17 protein-coding genes are annotated in these 16360 nt (G+C 57.2%); 8 read left to right on the top strand and 9 right to left on the bottom strand.

Annotated elements, in window-relative coordinates:
• Positions 1-39: 39 nt before the first annotated feature.
• Both HQ912_RS18565 and HQ912_RS18560 read right to left on the bottom strand, forming a co-directional pair.
• The gene (locus tag HQ912_RS18565; protein WP_047227228.1) at positions 40-303 is read right to left on the bottom strand and encodes a DUF4404 family protein; all 264 of its coding nucleotides are present in this window, start codon (positions 301-303) and stop codon (positions 40-42) included.
• A 109-nt stretch (positions 304-412) separates the two neighbouring features.
• Entirely contained in the window at positions 413-1033 is a 621-nt protein-coding gene (locus tag HQ912_RS18560) for an HAD family phosphatase (protein WP_173407142.1), read from the bottom strand.
• A gap of 199 nt (positions 1034-1232) precedes the next feature.
• Here HQ912_RS18560 and HQ912_RS18555 point away from each other — a divergent pair, with 199 nt between their 5' ends.
• The 5 genes from HQ912_RS18555 (at position 1233) to HQ912_RS18540 (ending at position 5251) form a co-directional block, all read left to right on the top strand.
• Positions 1233-1922: a VacJ family lipoprotein gene (locus HQ912_RS18555; protein WP_173407141.1), complete on the top strand. Its 690-nt coding sequence runs from the start codon at positions 1233-1235 to the stop codon at positions 1920-1922.
• A gap of 345 nt (positions 1923-2267) precedes the next feature.
• Positions 2268-3449, top strand: a complete 1182-nt coding sequence (gene rssB / locus HQ912_RS18550; protein ID WP_047227231.1) for a two-component system response regulator RssB — start codon at positions 2268-2270, stop codon at positions 3447-3449.
• On the top strand, positions 3449-3931 hold the full coding sequence (gene rssC, locus HQ912_RS18545) for an anti-sigma factor antagonist RssC (RefSeq protein ID WP_047227232.1): 483 nt from the start codon (positions 3449-3451) through the stop codon (positions 3929-3931). The genes rssB and rssC overlap by 1 nt, the downstream gene beginning before the upstream one ends.
• 184 nt (positions 3932-4115) lie before the next feature.
• A complete protein-coding gene (locus tag HQ912_RS27875; RefSeq protein WP_047230570.1) occupies positions 4116-4418 on the top strand; it encodes an IS3 family transposase in 303 nt (100 codons plus the stop codon).
• Positions 4415-5251 (top strand): IS3 family transposase, encoded by an 837-nt coding sequence (locus HQ912_RS18540; protein ID WP_047230569.1) that lies wholly within the window; start codon positions 4415-4417, stop codon positions 5249-5251. The genes HQ912_RS27875 and HQ912_RS18540 overlap by 4 nt, the downstream gene beginning before the upstream one ends.
• Positions 5252-5388: 137 nt before the next feature.
• Here the strand turns inward: HQ912_RS18540 and tal are convergent, their stop codons facing one another.
• The gene (tal, locus tag HQ912_RS18535) at positions 5389-6315 is read right to left on the bottom strand and encodes a transaldolase (protein WP_047227233.1); all 927 of its coding nucleotides are present in this window, start codon (positions 6313-6315) and stop codon (positions 5389-5391) included.
• A gap of 178 nt (positions 6316-6493) precedes the next feature.
• Complete coding sequence (dusA, locus tag HQ912_RS18530) at positions 6494-7489, bottom strand: tRNA dihydrouridine(20/20a) synthase DusA (protein WP_160892998.1); 996 nt, start codon at positions 7487-7489, stop codon at positions 6494-6496.
• A 235-nt stretch (positions 7490-7724) separates the two neighbouring features.
• Between dusA and HQ912_RS18525 the strand changes: the two genes are divergently transcribed.
• Positions 7725-8150, top strand: coding sequence for a LexA family protein (locus HQ912_RS18525; protein WP_173407140.1), 426 nt, complete (start codon positions 7725-7727; stop codon positions 8148-8150).
• On the top strand, positions 8143-9420 hold the full coding sequence (umuC, locus tag HQ912_RS18520; RefSeq protein WP_173407139.1) for a translesion error-prone DNA polymerase V subunit UmuC: 1278 nt from the start codon (positions 8143-8145) through the stop codon (positions 9418-9420). Before HQ912_RS18525 ends, umuC begins: the two co-directional genes overlap by 8 nt.
• 11 nt (positions 9421-9431) lie before the next feature.
• On the opposite strand, the gene HQ912_RS18515 is transcribed toward umuC, so the two are convergent.
• From HQ912_RS18515 to xthA, 5 genes are all read right to left on the bottom strand, one after another.
• On the bottom strand, positions 9432-10556 hold the full coding sequence (locus HQ912_RS18515) for an HNH endonuclease (protein WP_173407138.1): 1125 nt from the start codon (positions 10554-10556) through the stop codon (positions 9432-9434).
• A gap of 587 nt (positions 10557-11143) precedes the next feature.
• Positions 11144-12085, bottom strand: a complete 942-nt coding sequence (locus HQ912_RS18510) for a hypothetical protein (protein ID WP_173407137.1) — start codon at positions 12083-12085, stop codon at positions 11144-11146.
• Between the two features lie 348 nt (positions 12086-12433).
• A complete protein-coding gene (locus HQ912_RS18505) occupies positions 12434-12775 on the bottom strand; it encodes a DUF6124 family protein (protein WP_139050691.1) in 342 nt (113 codons plus the stop codon).
• A gap of 366 nt (positions 12776-13141) precedes the next feature.
• The gene (locus HQ912_RS18500; protein WP_173407136.1) at positions 13142-14476 is read right to left on the bottom strand and encodes a substrate-binding domain-containing protein; all 1335 of its coding nucleotides are present in this window, start codon (positions 14474-14476) and stop codon (positions 13142-13144) included.
• A 215-nt stretch (positions 14477-14691) separates the two neighbouring features.
• Positions 14692-15504 carry an exodeoxyribonuclease III gene (xthA, locus tag HQ912_RS18495; protein WP_047229304.1) on the bottom strand — a complete coding sequence of 271 codons (813 nt, stop codon included), beginning with the start codon at positions 15502-15504 and terminating at the stop codon, positions 14692-14694.
• 176 nt (positions 15505-15680) lie between these two features.
• Between xthA and HQ912_RS18490 the strand changes: the two genes are divergently transcribed.
• Positions 15681-16331: a GNAT family N-acetyltransferase gene (locus HQ912_RS18490; protein WP_173407135.1), complete on the top strand. Its 651-nt coding sequence runs from the start codon at positions 15681-15683 to the stop codon at positions 16329-16331.
• The last annotated feature ends 29 nt before the right edge of the window (positions 16332-16360 follow it).

The following is a 16360-nucleotide window of genomic DNA, read 5'->3' as shown; positions in this document are numbered from 1 at the left end:
CCCGCTATCAATAGCGGGGCTTTTTTGCATCTGGCGGGTTTAGATCCCCATGTTGCCCAAGGCTTGCACGATGTTGCGTAACGTCCCGGCAATAGTGGGGTGATCCAGTTCGAAGCGCTCGACGGCCAGGTTCACACCATCGACCAGGTCGGCATTCTGAAGCGAATTATCCAGTTCGATCTCGGCTTCGAGCTGAATCATCAGTTGATGCAGATTCTCGCGCTCCGGTTCGGAAAGCGGCGGGTTCTGTTCCAATTGCTCGCGCAGTTCATCAAGTTGTTTCTGCAATTCGCGGGCAGGCATTGGCGTACTCCCTTTATTGATAGGCACAGCCATGGACCGCGACGGTGCGTCAAAAGTCCGTGGCTTGCCTTAAGAGTAATCCACCCTCGTGCACCCTGCATGATCTCGGTCAGGGCTTTTCACCTTTGAGCCGACGCAGGCTGATATCCGCCAGGCAGGTGTCGAGTTCACCCAGGTGATCGATCACCGAATGCACGCCCAGGCCGAACAACTGCACGGTGGCTTTGGCGCGCTTGGTCTCTCGTTCCTGTTGGCTCAGGAGCTGCCATTCGTTCGGCGCCAGGCCACACAGCGAGCCGCAGGACGCCAGGCCGATGGTCCACAAGCCGGCATTGAGCCCCGACTGCAACAAGCGCGGCTCGCCGCTGACCAGCACGCAACCGTCCAATTGCTGGACGTTCAACGCCATCAAGGCCTGCCAGCAGGCATGCGGGGCCGGCCACGGATAATTTGTTGCTGGAAGTTGCGGCGATTTGATCCACGCTGGCAACGAAGCAGCCAGGCTATGACTGACGGCAGGTGGCAGTTCGTCGAGCCAGGCGCAGGGAATCTCCTGAAGCTGCAAAAGGCGCAGGCTTTCGAGGGCGCCGGGGGTTGGCTGCGAATGCTCGGTGGGCACTGCTCCTGACTGTCGCGCCCTTGCCCCGAAATCCACCAGACAACCGCTCAAGCCAAACAGTACGGCGGTCAGGCTGGGGGCGGGCAGGGGCAGGGTTTCGGCGCGGGGCATGGGAACGTCCTTGAAATATCCCGCAGCCTAACGTGCCTCAATGACAGTCCAATGACAGTGAAATGAAGGCGCCGGGTGCGGAAAAATCCTACGAGCAGCTTCTCTTTCAGTGCTGTCTATCCAAGCGTTCCGCTTTATACTAGCGCCCTTACCGCCTGGGCTCGGCGCCCTTGCCTGAATAATCCAAGGAGTTTTCCCTATGCGCTGGAGCCATTGTCTAGCTCAGCTGTGTTTGTCTGCCTGCGTCCTGCTGGTTCCCTTCGCCGCCCAGGCCGCAACGGAAGACGATCCTTGGGAAAGCATCAACCGCCCGATCTTTACCTTCAACGACACCGTTGATACCTACGCACTCAAGCCGCTGGCTCAGGGTTATCAGTACGTGACGCCGCAATTTCTCGAAGACGGCATCCACAACATGTTCCGCAACATCGGCGACGTGGGCAATCTGGCCAACAATGTACTGCAGGCCAAGCCGGCCGCAGCCGGGGTCGACACGGCCCGGTTGATCTTCAACACCACCTTCGGCCTGTTGGGGTTCTTCGACGTGGGCACTCGGATGGGCCTGCAACGCAGCGATGAAGATTTCGGCCAGACCCTGGGTTATTGGGGAGTCGGCAGTGGCCCGTACGTAATGCTGCCGTTGTTGGGGCCAAGCACCTTGCGTGACGCGCCGGCCAAGCTTGTCGATGACTACACGGCCCCTTATCGTTACATCGACAACGTTTCGGTGCGTAACTCGATCTACGGCCTGAACATCGTCGATACCCGCGCCAGCCTGTTGTCCGCCGAAAAACTGGTGAGTGGCGACAAGTATGTGTTTATCCGCAACGCCTTCCTGCAGAACCGTGAATTCAAGGTCAAGGATGGCCAGGTCGAAGATGATTTTTAATTTCGCCCGGTAACCCCAGGAAGGCGGCCTCAGGGCCGCCTTCTTTGTTTTGAGGCACTGTTTAAGCAGGGATCGAACCTTCCATTGAGTTACGCTTCGCTCGGTTCTTATAACTCTCTGTACTTTGACAAACCAAGACGGCAAGCGGCTATCTGCATGAGCTTGAAACGCCCCGCGGATGGGAGTACCGTCTGCGCCTTAGAAGGGCACCTCTGATGTAACTGTGTGTAGGACAAGGGCCTACATCCGGTACGACAGAGAGGCTAGAAAGCGAATCCAGTAGTGAGCGCCAGGCCCAGTTGCCCAGCCCGCTACGCCAACCTAATTCTGGCGCCGTTTGCCCACATGCCAAAAACCAGTGCCACGCTGCTGATAATCGATGATGACGAAGTGGTGCGAGCCAGCCTCGCAGCCTACTTGGAAGACAGTGGTTTCAGCGTCCTGCAGGCCAGCAACGGTCAACAGGGTCTTCAGGTATTCGAGCAAGACAAGCCCGACCTGGTCATCTGCGACCTGCGCATGCCGCAGATGGGCGGACTCGAACTCATTCGCCAAGTCACCGAGCTTTCCTCGCAGACCCCGGTCATCGTGGTTTCGGGCGCGGGCGTGATGAATGATGCGGTCGAGGCGTTGCGCCTGGGCGCGGCCGATTACCTGATCAAGCCCCTTGAAGACTTGGCCGTGCTCGAGCACTCGGTGCGCCGGGCCCTGGACCGTTCGCGCCTGTTGGTGGAGAACCAGCGTTATCGCGAGAAGCTGGAAACCGCCAACCGCGAGCTGGAAGCCAGCCTGAACCTGTTGCAGGAAGACCAGAACGCCGGCCGCCAGGTGCAGATGAACATGTTGCCGGTCAGTCCCTGGACCGTCGACGATTTCCGTTTTGCCCACCAGATCATCCCGTCTTTGTATCTGTCGGGGGATTTCGTCGACTATTTCCGGGTCGATGAACGTCGAGTGGCGTTCTATCTGGCGGACGTTTCCGGCCATGGCGCTTCGTCAGCGTTCGTGACGGTACTGTTGAAGTTCATGACCACGCGCCTGCTGTTCGAATCCAAGCGCAACGGCACGTTGCCTGAGTTCAAGCCATCAGAAGTCCTTGGTCATATCAACCGGGGCCTGATCAGTTGTAAGCTGGGCAAACACGTGACAATGGTCGGTGGGGTCATCGACGAGGAGACGGGTTTGTTGACCTATAGCATCGGCGGTCATCTGCCGTTGCCTGTGTTGTATACGCCTGACAGTGTTCGTTACCTGGAAGGGCGTGGTTTGCCGGTGGGCCTGTTCAACGAGGCCACCTACGAAGACCACGTACTGGAACTGCCACCGACCTTCAGTTTGACGCTGATGTCTGATGGCATTCTGGACCTTTTGTCAGAACCTACACTCAAAGAGAAAGAAGCGGCCTTGCCTGAACGGGTAAGCGCAGCGGGCGGCAGCCTGGAAGGCTTGCGTCAAGTGTTTGGATTAGCCACGCTAGGGGAGATGCCGGATGATATCGCCCTGTTAGTGTTGAGCAGGAATCTTTGATGAGTACCGGTAGAATCCAGTTCGCCGAGCAGGACGGCACCTTTGTCCTGAAGTTTGTCGGTGAAGTGCGCCTGACCCTCTGTTCGGCGCTGGATGCGACTATTGAGCGGATCTTCACCGCGTTGAACTTCAACGCCATCGTGATCGACCTGACCGAAACCCGCAGCATCGACAGCACCACCCTGGGCCTGCTGGCCAAGCTGTCGATCCTGTCGCGGCAAAAGGTCGGCCTGCTGCCGACCGTGGTCACCACCCACAACGACATCACCCGGTTGCTGCAATCCATGGGCTTTGACCAGGTATTCAATATCGTCGGCGATCCCGTGCCATGCCCTGAGTGCCTGGACGATCTGCCCGATCAGGATCAATCGGAAGAGGAAGTGCGGATCAAGGTGCTTGAAGCCCATAAGATCCTCATGGGGCTGAACGACTCCAATCGTGAAGCGTTCCATGACTTGGTGAGTGCGCTGGAGCGGCCCTGATTCATAGGTTTGCGTAGACTGAGCGGGCCTCATCGCGAGCAAGCTCGCTCCCACAAGGTCTCGCATCGACCACGATCTCCGAATCTGCACAAATCCCCCTGTGGGAGCGAGCTTGAACTGGCCTAATGATTTTGGACACTTCAATCGGGCGCTATGATGGCGCCCAAATCTGAGGTGTTTGGATATGCGCAAATCTTATTCCAGTGAGTTCAAGCTCAAGGCTGCCAGCATGGTGCTGGACGAGGGCCAGTCCGTTCCCGAAGTCTGTGCCAGCCTGGATATTGGCCCTACCGCCTTGCGCCGTTGGGTCGACCAGGTTCGCAAAGAGCGCTTGGGTTCGACCCCCGAGGGGGCTAAGGCGATTACCGCCGATCAGCGAGAGATTCAGCAGCTCAAAGCGTTGCTCAGGCAAAAAGACCTGGACATTGAAATCCTAAAAAAGGCCAGTGCTCTCCTGCTTTTGGACTCCAAAGATCATTCTCGTTGATCAACGAGCTGGACGAGCAGTACGGCGTTAACAATTGCTGTCGGGCGTTTGGGGTCAACCGCAGCAGCTTTTACGCCTGGCGTCAGCGCCAAGGCAAGGTGAAGCCTGAGCGGGAGAAACTCAAAGCCGTGCTGGTCGAGCATCACAAGGAATCCAGAGCATCCGCCGGGTCTCGCACCCTTTCCAAGGAACTGCAAGCAAAGGGGCATCGTGTCGGGCGACATCTGGCTCGCAGTTTGATGCGCGAAGCCGGTGTTGCCAGTCATCAGCGGCGGCGGCACAAGTACAAATCTTCCGGCGTGGAAGCGCTGGTAGCGCCGCATGTGCTCAAGCGCAAGTTTGATGTCACGGCGATCAACCAGGTGTGGTGTGGAGATGTGACGTACATCAAGGTGGGTAAGCGCTGGATGTATTTCGCGGCAGTGTTGGATTTGTTTGCTCGCCGGATCGTGGGGTGGTCGTTTTCAATGATTTCCGATGCCACGCTGACCTGCGAAGCGTTGCGAATGGCGGTTCAATTGCGAGGCTGTCCAAAAGAGGTGCTGTTTCATTCTGACCAAGGTTGCCAATACACCAGCCACAAATTCAGGAATGAGATGCGCAAGCATGGACTCCTGCACAGCATGAGTCGTAAAGGTGAGTGCTGGGACAACGCCCCGATGGAGCGTTTCTTTGGGAGCCTGAAATCAGAGTGGGTGCCAGACGATGGCTACAGCTCGGAGCATGAAGCCCGCGTGGATGTGCAACGTTATGTGATGCGATACAACAACGTCAGGCTCCATAGCTACAACGACTACCGGTCGCCGGTAGCCATGGAGAAACTGGCGGCGTGAAACCTTAACTGGTGTCCAGAATTACTTGACCAGTTCAGCTTGCTCGCGATGGCGGCCGGCCAGCCGCCACCTTCCCAAGCCTATAAAAAAGGGCGAACCCACCCAGGTTCGCCCTTCTTTATGACTTCGAAATCACCTCAAAGCTTGGCTTGCAGCAACGCCTCAAGCTTCTCCTGGTCCCGCGCGAACTGACGAATGCCTTCAGCCAGTTTCTCGGTCGCCATGGCGTCCTCGTTGGACAACCAGCGGAACTGCGCTTCATTGAGGCTCAAGCGCGCCTCGCCGGCTTGCCCAGGCGCCAGTTTGCGTTCCAGCTTGCCCTCGTCAGCGGCCAGTTTCTCCAGCAGATCCGGGCTGACCGTCAAACGGTCGCAGCCGGCCAGTTGCTCGATCTGGTTGAGGTTGCGGAAGCTTGCGCCCATGACCACGGTCTTGTAGTCATTGGCCTTGTAGTAGTTGTAGATACGCGTCACCGACTGCACGCCCGGATCATCGGCACCGGTGTAGTCGTTGCCATTGGCCTTCTTGTACCAGTCGTAGATGCGGCCGACAAAAGGCGAAATCAGGAACACGCCGGCATCGGCGCAAGCCGCAGCCTGGGCGAAGGAGAACAGCAGCGTCAGGTTGCACTGGATGCCTTCACGCTCCAGCTGCTCGGCGGCGCGAATACCTTCCCAGGTGGACGCGATCTTGATCAGCACGCGATCGCGGCCAACGCCGGCCTTTTCGTACAGGTCGATCAGGCGATGCGCACGTTTCAACATGGCCTCGGTGTCGAACGACAGACGCGCATCCACCTCAGTGGAAATACGCCCCGGAATCACCTTGAGAATCTCTTGCCCGACCGCCACGCCAAAACGGTCGCTGGCCAGGCCCACATCGCCCTTGCAATCGGCCACACAGGCGTTCAGCAGCTCGGCGTAACCTTGAATCGCCGAGGCCTTGAGCAGCAGGGAAGGGTTGGTGGTGGCATCCACGGGTTTAACGCGGGCGATGGCTTCGAAGTCGCCGGTATCGGCCACTACGGTAGTAAATTGTTTGAGTTGTTCCAGCTTGGAAGTCATGAGCGTGCTCTGTCCTATGGGTCTGTTGACATTACCCGAGGGCCGGCAGCCACTCAAGGGCGTGAAGGGGGATCGATGGCCCCAGCGGCAACAACCTGAAAACGGATGTTTGAAAGGCCGGGGCGGGTATCGGTAGATACGATGCCAAAACAGGACTCAGGTTCAAAGCAAGTGACAGTTAGCGTCCTTCCAGCATGCCCGCCGCCTGATCCAGCAGCGCCAGCGGGTCTTTGGTTTTGTGGATGTCCACCGACAACAACTGCCGAAAACGGCGCGCCCCAGGAAACCCGGTACCCAGCCCCAGTACATGGCGAGTGATGTGATGCATCGCCCCGCCGGCGTCCAGGTGCTTGGCGATATAAGGCCGCAACTGCGCCAACGCCTCGGCCCGACTGATGACAGGTGCGCTGCTGCCAAACAGTTGTTGATCCACCTCGGCCAGCAGATACGGGTTGTGATACGCCTCGCGCCCCAGCATCACACCGTCGAATGTCTGCAAATGCTCGTGACAGGCTTCCAGCGTCTTGATCCCGCCGTTGAGCACAATCTCCAGCTCCGGGAAATCCTTCTTCAGCTGTGCCGCCACGTCATACCGCAGCGGCGGGATCTCACGGTTCTCCTTGGGCGACAGCCCCTCCAGAATCGCAATCCGCGCATGTACGGTAAAACTCGTACAACCGGCGTCACGCACCGTCCCGACGAACTCACACAACTGCTCGTAACTGTCCCGCCCGTTGATCCCGATCCGATGCTTGACCGTCACCGGAATCGACACAGCATCACGCATCGCCTTCACACAATCGGCCACCAGCTCAGGATGCCCCATCAGGCATGCACCGATCATGTTGTTCTGCACGCGATCGCTTGGGCAGCCGACGTTGAGATTGACCTCGTCATAGCCATGCTCCTGAGCCATCCGCGCGCACGCGGCCAAGTCGGCCGGGACACTGCCGCCGAGCTGAAGCGCCAGGGGATGCTCGGCTTCGTGGTGGCGCAGGAAACGCTCGTGATCGCCGTTGAGCAACGCGCCAGTGGTGACCATCTCGGTGTAGAGCAGGGCGTGTTTGGAGAGGATGCGTAGGAAGAACCTGCAGTGGGGGTCAGTCCAGTCCATCATGGGGGCCACGCTGAAGCGGCGGGAAAGGGCTTGCGGTGATGCTGTGTGTGAGGGCATGAGGATCTGAGGTGACAAATGCGATGGGAGCGCAGTTTAACAGGAATGGGATGGCGAGGATGGAGAGAGCCAATCGGTTGGACCAGAGTTAAATCGATGAACCCGTCATCCCCCCGTACTCCAAGAATCACCCGCGGATTGGCTGACCCACCTGTCAGATTTTTCCTATACAAATTGACCAAGAAACTTGTACAAAGTTAACTGTATGTTCGTACAGTATTTTGGAAGTCGTGTCATGAGCTTTTCAGTTCTAGGCCCTATCGCTACGGGTGGCTTGAAGCTGCCTTTGTGTTCGTTTCGAGTACCCGCCGGGTTTCCTTCCCCGGCAGCGGACCACATCGAAGCGCACATCTCATTGGATGAGGTTCTGAACATTCGTGCTCCGCATGTCTACCTGGTTTCCATCGCCGGGGAGAGCATGCAAGGCGCTGGGATCTTTGAAGGGGACCTAGCTGTTGTGGATCGTGCGATGGAGCCTGCGCATGGCCACATCGTCGTGGCGCTGCTGAACAACGAACCCGTATGCAAACGCCTTTGCATACGTGGGAAGGAGGTGATTCTCCTGTCGGAGAACCCAAAGTACCCACCGAGGTACGTGCTCGAGGGCGACGAGCTGGTCGTTTGGGGCGTCATCACCTGCAGCGTGCGCAGCCATGTCTAAAGCCCTGCCCGTTTTCGCCCTTATCGATTGCAACAGCTTCTACGCCAGTTGCGAAAGAGTGTTCCGCCCGGACTTGGCCCGCGTGCCCATCGTGGTGCTGAGCAACAACGACGGTTGCGTGATCGCCCGCAGTTACGACGCCAAGCCCTACGTGAAAATGGGCGAGCCGTATTTTCAGGTTAAGCACAAGCTGCAGAAACACGGCATCGTCCCGTTCTCGTCGAATTACGCACTCTATGGGGACATGAGTGAGCGCGTCATGACACTCATTGAATCGATGGTGCCTGCCGTCGAGGTTTACAGCATCGACGAAGCCTTCGCGGATCTCACTGGCATCGACGGCCGGGATGCCCTCGGCCGCAAGATCCGCAGCCATGTGCTGCGCTGCACCGGCATCCCAGTCGGGGTAGGGATTGCTCACACCAAAACCCTGGCGAAGCTGGCGAATCACACCGCCAAGCGGCTCCAGGTGCAAACGGGCGGGGTGGTCGACATCTGCGACCCCTTCAAGCGTGACTGGGTGCTGCGTAATACGGGTGTGTCCGAGGTTTGGGGTGTCGGTCGCAAGATGAAACTTCACTTGGACACCATGGGCATCAAGACTGCGATGGACCTGGCAAAGGCCGACCCGTGGACGCTACGCAAGAAATTCAGCGTGGTGATCGAGAAGACCGCCCGGGAGCTGGCCGGCACGCCGTGCCTGGAGCTGGACGAGCCAGACCCGCCGAAGCAGGAAATCTGCTGTAGCCGGATGTTTGGTAAGCGGCTTACGGAGCTGGCACCTATCAAGGAAGCGGTAGCCACCTACATGATGCGCGCCTCGGAAAAGCTTAGGGCGCAAAAGTCTCTGTGCAAGAAGGTCCGCGTCAGCATCCGCACCGGCATGTTCAATCCTGAGGAGGCGAAGTACGCCAATGGAGTCCTGATTGATATGCCGTACCCTACCGACGATGTGCGGTTGCTGACCAAAGCGGCGGTGGACGCGCTCGACCGAGTGTTTCGGCCTGGCTTCAAGTACAGCAAGGCTGAGGTGCTGTTGATGAATCTTAGTCAGCAAGGGGAGTACACCGACGACCTGTTTGCCACCTCTCAGCCAGCCGACGCTACGACTTTGATGGCGGTGTTGGACCAGATTAACGGGCGATGGGGCAGGGGGACACTGCGTTCGGCCAGTGTGCCGGTTGATCCTATTTGGGGGATGCGGCGCGAGATGATGAGTCAGAGCTATACGACCAAGCTCGATCAGTTATGGACGGTGGCTTGTAGGTAACGGAGTTATGACTAGCGGCGAATCAAGTGCGCAATTTTCGATACTAAATGATTAGCCATGAGATTGGAGAACTCTTGAGCGCGTTCGGGTGGAATGATGCTGTCTCTCGGAAGACCCATTGACTCGCATGCATGTTCGAAAGCGTTGCTGGCCTCTCGCTCTAGCAGTCGAGATTGGCTGCGCTTGTAGATGAGTTCGAACCCTTCATTGAGAGCGGCAGCATAGGTTTCATCCGTCGACGCTTGATTGGTCCGGATCAGCTCTAGCTCATTGTCGAAGAGATTGAGATCCACGCTAAGTGCGAGTTCAGATGCGTTGGCGGGATTGAAGGCATAAGTAGTGTTTAACGTGGGGCCATCATAGTGCTCACTCAGGATAACCACGATCCGCGACATCGAAAAATACTCAACATAGCCTAATAGTTGCCGCCTAGCAGGTAGGCCGACAACGCTTACGCAATTAAGGGCATGAGTTGATGGTCGATTAGTTACCAGGTCGCGCAAATAAAAAAAAGCGTAAGGTGGCGTTACAGTTTCGCCCTTCAAGTACTGCATCGCCGAATCGCAGGACTTAGGACTCACGCCAGCAGCCGCAGCTAATGCGACCGCTGTTTTCACCATTGAACGGCCGGCAAGCTCTCCGCCGAATTGAGCGGAAAAGGTCACGGCTGACTCAAGGGGAGTTTCTGTTGCTTTCATTTCGCTCAAGAATGAATCCAAATCCACCTTCGGATTCTTTCTAGCTGCCTGTTTGACCATTTTATGAGCTATTGACTTATCCCTTGCAGTTATCTTTATTTTTAAACCTTTCTCGCTTTGCTCGGCTCGATACGTTGCATTCGGGATTGTCATGCTGCCATCTGGCAGCAAGAGATATGTTTCCCCGTCGATAGTCTGAATCTTGATATTCGGCGGAGTACCTCGTTCTCGATCAACACCGTGCATCATCGCAAGATGGGAAAATTGCTGCCAAATCTCGGCATCCCAGCTATCTCCCGAACGGCTATTGCAATCTATGCAGATGAACGACCGTATTTTGCGTCGGCCACCGATTGATTGGGGAATGATGTGCTCACGAGAATCGTTGGCAATTTCAATTCGCTTTTCGCAGAGGGCGCAGTAGCTCGTATTTTTCATGGGTGTTCTCGAATAATTATTGCGCTTCTTCGAACAGTATCACGAAGAGTCTAGGGCAAGCCGGGCCTTTGATACCGAAGCCACCAGATACCCCAGCATAATGGGCGTGTGTCGGTGATCGATTCCGCTGCAATCATGTTGTTCGAGGCTGCTTAAAATTTGCTACAAGAGGGTTATGAAAGGGGGCTGGGTGCAAGCAGAGCGGTACATTACGCGATCAGTTCGTCCAATCCATCATGGGGGCACGTTGGACCGGCGGGAGAGGGCTTGCGGTGATGCTGTGTGAGGGGATGAGGATCTGAAGTGACGAATGCGATGGGAGCGCAGTTTAACAGGAATGGGATGGCGAGGATGGGGATGCGCCAATCGGTTGGGCCAGAGTTAAATAAATTTGTCCCATCTGTTGCAATGCCACGCGAATGCTACCTGATGCTGCCCGTGATACCCAGGTGCTGGATGAAGTGCATTTTCAGCCGGAGAATCAAGCCGTTCGACAACCCAAAATATCAACAGCGCAACATCATCGAGCACACATTCGGCTAGCTGAAGAGAATCGCCAGCTGGCGAAAGGCTTTAACGCTATGATTTTACTGGTTTTCACCACTTAAAATTCTGCACTGCGACTTGAGCGTGCTCAATAAGAAAGTTAGCTTCTTCTCGTAACCTTTCAGACGGGTCGCTTGTACTTTTTCTTGCATTGGGTTCTGTGGTTGGTCGGGAAGCGTTGCAGACGGATCATGTATGATGAGGTTGCCAGTACTTGCTTGAACTAGACATTGCAAATCGTTCAAGAATCTTGGGTGGTTTTCACAATGTTTTGCTATTTTCGCCAGGTCGCTGGTCGCCTGCTCCAACTTAGGAAGGTTGTCAAAAATTTTGGCCTTCCTTAGTGCAGTAATCAATGTTGAGCGTGAGAGCGTCAGGCTTAGGTTGTCTACCACAACGTTGTCTAGGATTCGAGCGTTTTCTGCGCCTTCTACTTTCTCCGAGATAAATGATTTTTTGTCCATGAATGTAAATATTCCGGACGTTTTTAGGGCATTAATCCCGAGTTTGTTAAGCGCTTGCATATCACTGACTTGTTGGATCAGTACCTTATCCTTCGACGAATCCTTCGCCTGAGAGAGTAAATATCGAGGGTGGGGTAGAATAATTGACACTGTTTTTTGCCCGCCCGTTTGGAACGATGAAAGGCAGCTTTCGTTCTCGATACTTTCAAGGATGAGCTTATAGGTAATGTCCTCGGATTGCTGATGTAGTAACGGTTCCTGAGAGTGGAGGATGCTGAATAAGTATTTTGCCAGTTCGCCAGTGGAGGCAAAAGATTTGTCAGTGACTAGTAGGTTTTTTAGTAATGACTCCGCTGTTTTTAGCTGTGCGGGGCTGGTTATTCCGAGTGACACAAGCGCCGGTTCCGTCTCGGCAATGAGGTCGGAGAGTTCGATTGTTTCCCCAGCAGGCGGTGTGCTTGAACTGCTAGAACTGGCGGAGCCATCAGATACGCTTTTCCCGTTGACCTTCAGTGGCATGATCGCTTTTCCTTGGCGGGGCCGTACGTTAAGTTGGTCGAGCCTTGCTCATATGATTATTAACTTTGCCGGGTTTAGCCGAAAGGCTATTCATAGTTAGCATTTGCGGTGTTGACGTGGTCAATTTAGCGCTAATAGTTTTGACCTGACAGTCGCTTCGACTCTGTTCGAGAAGACCTAAGCATAGCAGCAGGTTGAACGAGATATTGGTTGCTTAAACACAGGGGAGTGCGCCGAACTCGCTGTATGGGTTTGCTCACGAATGCGATCTGCCTGCCAACCAAGTGCTGACTGGCAAACCGCCTTCGCGAGCAAGCCCGCTCCCACAGTGGGAGTGTGTGGTAGCGGCTAGCGTGGGTCGACGTTATCCAGCGCTCGGTTCGCCAGCAAGCCGCCCAGTTCGATCAGTTGCTGAATGCCCAGGGCGACGTGGCGCCGGGAACCTTCCAGATCGAAGGCCAGGTCGCTGACCATGGCATTGGCCGAGGCCAGGGTTTCGCTGAGGTTGGCGAGCAGGGCTTCGGTGTCGATGCCGTTGACGACGGTGAAGACTTGGCTTGGAGCAGGCTCGGGCTTGGTGGGTTTGGGCTTGAGGTAGAAGTCGAGGGCACGGTCGGCGGCTTTGCCGAATTCTTTGGTGTTAAGCGTGGTTGGATCGGTGTCTGGCGGATTAGGTGTTGGTTTGAACATAGATGAAACTCCTTGGTTAATGGAGCCGCACCTATTGCTACCAAACATTAGGTGGCGGCTATACGCAGGTTGGTAGACCGGGTACCAAGGCAAACCCAGCGCGCCACAAGGGCGCCCCACGCACAGCCGCCATAACAAACCTGCCGACGAAAGTTATCGGCGGCGTGTGTCTGCCGGAGCTGTGCGCCTTAGTTTTACCCGGGCTACCAAACCCGATCGCTGATTCGTCAGCGACCGGAAAACGATAAAGCCCGACCCCAAGGCGCACAAGCCGGCGGATTCTGGCGTAGTTGTAGGCAACGGCGCAAGGCGAGGTGGTCAGGTCCTACGCCGTGGCTGGCGGGATAAACATTTGGCCTTTCGGTGTCAGTAAACCCAAACCTCCACCCGCCGATTCCTGACCCGGCCTTCATCCTCGCTGTTGGCCGCCACCGGCATCAGGGCGCCGAAGCCGCGTACTTCGCGCAGCGCCACACCGTGTTTGACCAATTCGCGCCGCACCGCCATGGCCCGCAACCGGGACAGAAGGTCGGCGCGCGCCGGGTCGTCCTTGGCGTCGCCAAACCCAACCAGCGTCACTCGGCGGTCGAGCTTGTCGTGCTGCTTTATATAGGCGAGCACACGCCCCAGGTCCTGCTGGGCCTTGTTGTCGAGGCTGGCGCTGCCTTCTTCGAAGCGGAAGTTGACCGACAGCCGTTGTGCATGGCGGCTCAGGGCCTGATAGCCCTCAGGCATCAGCGCATTGGGGGTGACGGCCATGGCCTGGACGGTTTGCGCGATGAACCCGTTGGCCGCGACGATGGCCTGGCCCTTTTCGCTTTGGGTGAACTCAACCAGTGCCTCGGCCCACGGGTTGGTTTCTTGCGGTGGCAGGTAAAAGAACAGCCTGCGCGACAATGGGTAGTCTTCGGTGGCGATCAGGTGGGTCAGCGGCATCATGGGCTGGGAGTCGCCGTCGACAATCGCCAGCGCCTTGGCCTGGCGCACGTAGGGCAAACCGATGAAACCGATGCCTTGGGGATCCTGGCTGACGGCGTCGGAAAGCTGCTCGCTGGATTCGAAGCGCCGGGCAGAAGGGGCGAGGCGTTTTCCCTGTCGGTTGAGCACCAGTTCCTTGAAGGTGTCGTAAGTGCCGGACTGCTCATCCCGCGCGTAGAGATGAATCGGGCCGCCGGCGCCGCCCACCGATTCCCAGGTGTTTACTTCGCCGCTGAATATCTTCGCCAGTTGCCGGGTGTCGAGCTGGCGCAGCGGGTTTTGTGGATGAAGAATGATCGCCAGGCCATCGATGGCGATGACCTGTTCGGCGCTGGGATTTTTCAGGTCCCCCAGATGTGCCAGCTCCCTGAGCTCGCTGTTCTTGATCGGTCGCGAAGAGGCCGCCAGTTCGGCGCTGGCGTGCTTGAGGGCGGAAAACCCGGTGCTGGAACCATGGGCGGCAATGTCGATTTCCACCCGCCGACCATCGGCGGCCTGGCCGACGATACGCTGCTCGTTCTCACGGTCGGTGATTTCGGTACGGACCTTGAGCAGCCCCTGATCCACCATCAGCGCCTTGACCAGCGCCGGCCCCAGCGTGGCGCCGATGGTGTTCGAGCCTTGCAGGCGCAGCGCGGGGCCGTGTTCGGGAATCGGCAGGCCGCTGGCCCATGCCGTAAGCGGCAGCCAGAGGCCCATGAAAAAAACAACGCGCAGCCGCATGCCGACACCTTCTGAACCTGAGGAAGTGCCGGAAGATTAAGTCAGTCAGGTTACTGAAAAGTGACAGGCGTGCGACTTGTCAGCCGCAGTTCGCCGAAGATCCCTTGTGGGAGCGAGCCTGCTCGCGATAGCGGTGCAACTGCCACATTGATTTTGAATGTGCCGCCGTTATCGCGAGCAGGCTCGCTCCCACAAGGTTTGTGTATGCCCTGGATTTAGCTCAACTGCAGCCAGATCGGCGCATGGTCCGAAGGTTTCTCCATGCCGCGCAGTTCATAATCCACCCCGGCATCCTTGACCCGTGGCAGCAGCCCATGGGAGGTGAGGATCAGGTCGATGCGCAGGCCACGCTTGGGCTCGTCTTCGAAACCGCGGCTGCGGTAGTCGAACCAGCTGAAGCGGTCGGTGACGTCCGGGTTCAGGTGCCGGAAGCTGTCCACCAGGCCCCAGTTCTTCAGGCGTGCCATCCACTCGCGCTCTTCCGGCAGGAAGCTGCATTTGCCGGTTTTCAGCCAGCGTTTCATGTTGTCCGGGCCGATGCCGATGTCGCTGTCTTCCGGGGAAATGTTCACGTCGCCCATCACCACTACGGGCTGGTCGTTGCTGAAACGGCTTTCCAGAAGTTGCTGCAGGTCGTTGTAGAAACGCTCCTTGGCCGGGAACTTGGTCGGGTGGTCGCGGCTTTCGCCTTGGGGGAAGTAACCGTTCATGATGGTCACCGGCACGCCGTTGGCATCGGCGAAGGTGCCCCAGATGAAACGCCGCTGGGCGTCTTCCTCGTCGCTCTCGAAGCCTTTGTGCAACGTCAGTGGAGCCTGGCGGGAGAGCAGGGCGACGCCGTAGTGGCCCTTCTGCCCATGGTAATGCACGTGATAACCCAGGGCCTGCACCTCGGCCAGGGGGAACTGCTCGTCGTGGACCTTGGTTTCCTGCAGGCCGATCACGTCTGGCTGGTGCTTCTCGATCAGCGCCGCCAGCTGATGGGGGCGGGCGCGCAGCCCGTTGATGTTGAAGGAGACGATCTTCATGGTCGGCTGTCCTGGCAAAACTGCGATGCTAGCTGACATGTAGGAGCACGGCCAGCGTGGCAGTAGGACAAATGCGCTGCTAATGTCCTGTGCATGTAGGAACGATCAGAGCCTAATCGGGTTCGTACTCAATAAGAGCGGGGCCTCACCGAGCCTCGCCCAGGAGATTGACCGTCATGCCAGAAACCGCCACCGCCATCGCCGACATCCATATGCTCGACAGCGGTTATTCCCGCGAGGCACGTTCATTGCTCTACCAGGCCTATCGTCATGAACCGACCTTCAGCTTCCTGTTCGAATCCGAGCGGCCCGGTTATGAACATCGGGTACGGGCCACGGTGCGTGAGTTGGTCAAACAGCATTTTCTCCAGGATCTGCCGGCCATCGGCTTGCTGGTCAACGACCGCCTGATCGGCATCGCACTGATTGCTCCCCCGCAGCGCCGCCTGGGTATCACTGAAAGCTGGGCCTGGCGCCTGCGTATGGTGTTGAGCACCGGCTTTCGCTGCACCCGGCGTTACCTGGACTACCATGCCGCAGTGACGGCTTGCCTGCCGTCGGATTCTGTCCATGTATTGCCACTGCTGGGGGTGCATCCACAGTTCCAAGGCCAACACTTCGGCGAACAGTTACTGACGGCGGTGCATAACTGGTGTGCGGTGGACGAGAACTCCCAAGGCGTGGTGCTGGACACCGGCAACCCACGTTACCTGGAGTTCTATAAACGTCAGGGTTATGAGGAAATCGGCGAGATTGCGGTAGGACCCGTCCGCGAACATGTCTTCTTTCACGCCAACCCGCAGGTATTGCAGAGCGCGACGGCGTAATCCGGGGAAACTTTTGAGACATGTCCGGC

It is taken from the genome of Pseudomonas sp. MPDS (genome assembly GCF_013283895.1).
GTDB lineage: Bacteria > Pseudomonadota > Gammaproteobacteria > Pseudomonadales > Pseudomonadaceae > Aquipseudomonas > Aquipseudomonas rhizophila.
The sequence above is the reverse complement of the archived record's forward strand: the minus strand, read 5'-3'. Positions and strand labels throughout refer to the sequence as shown.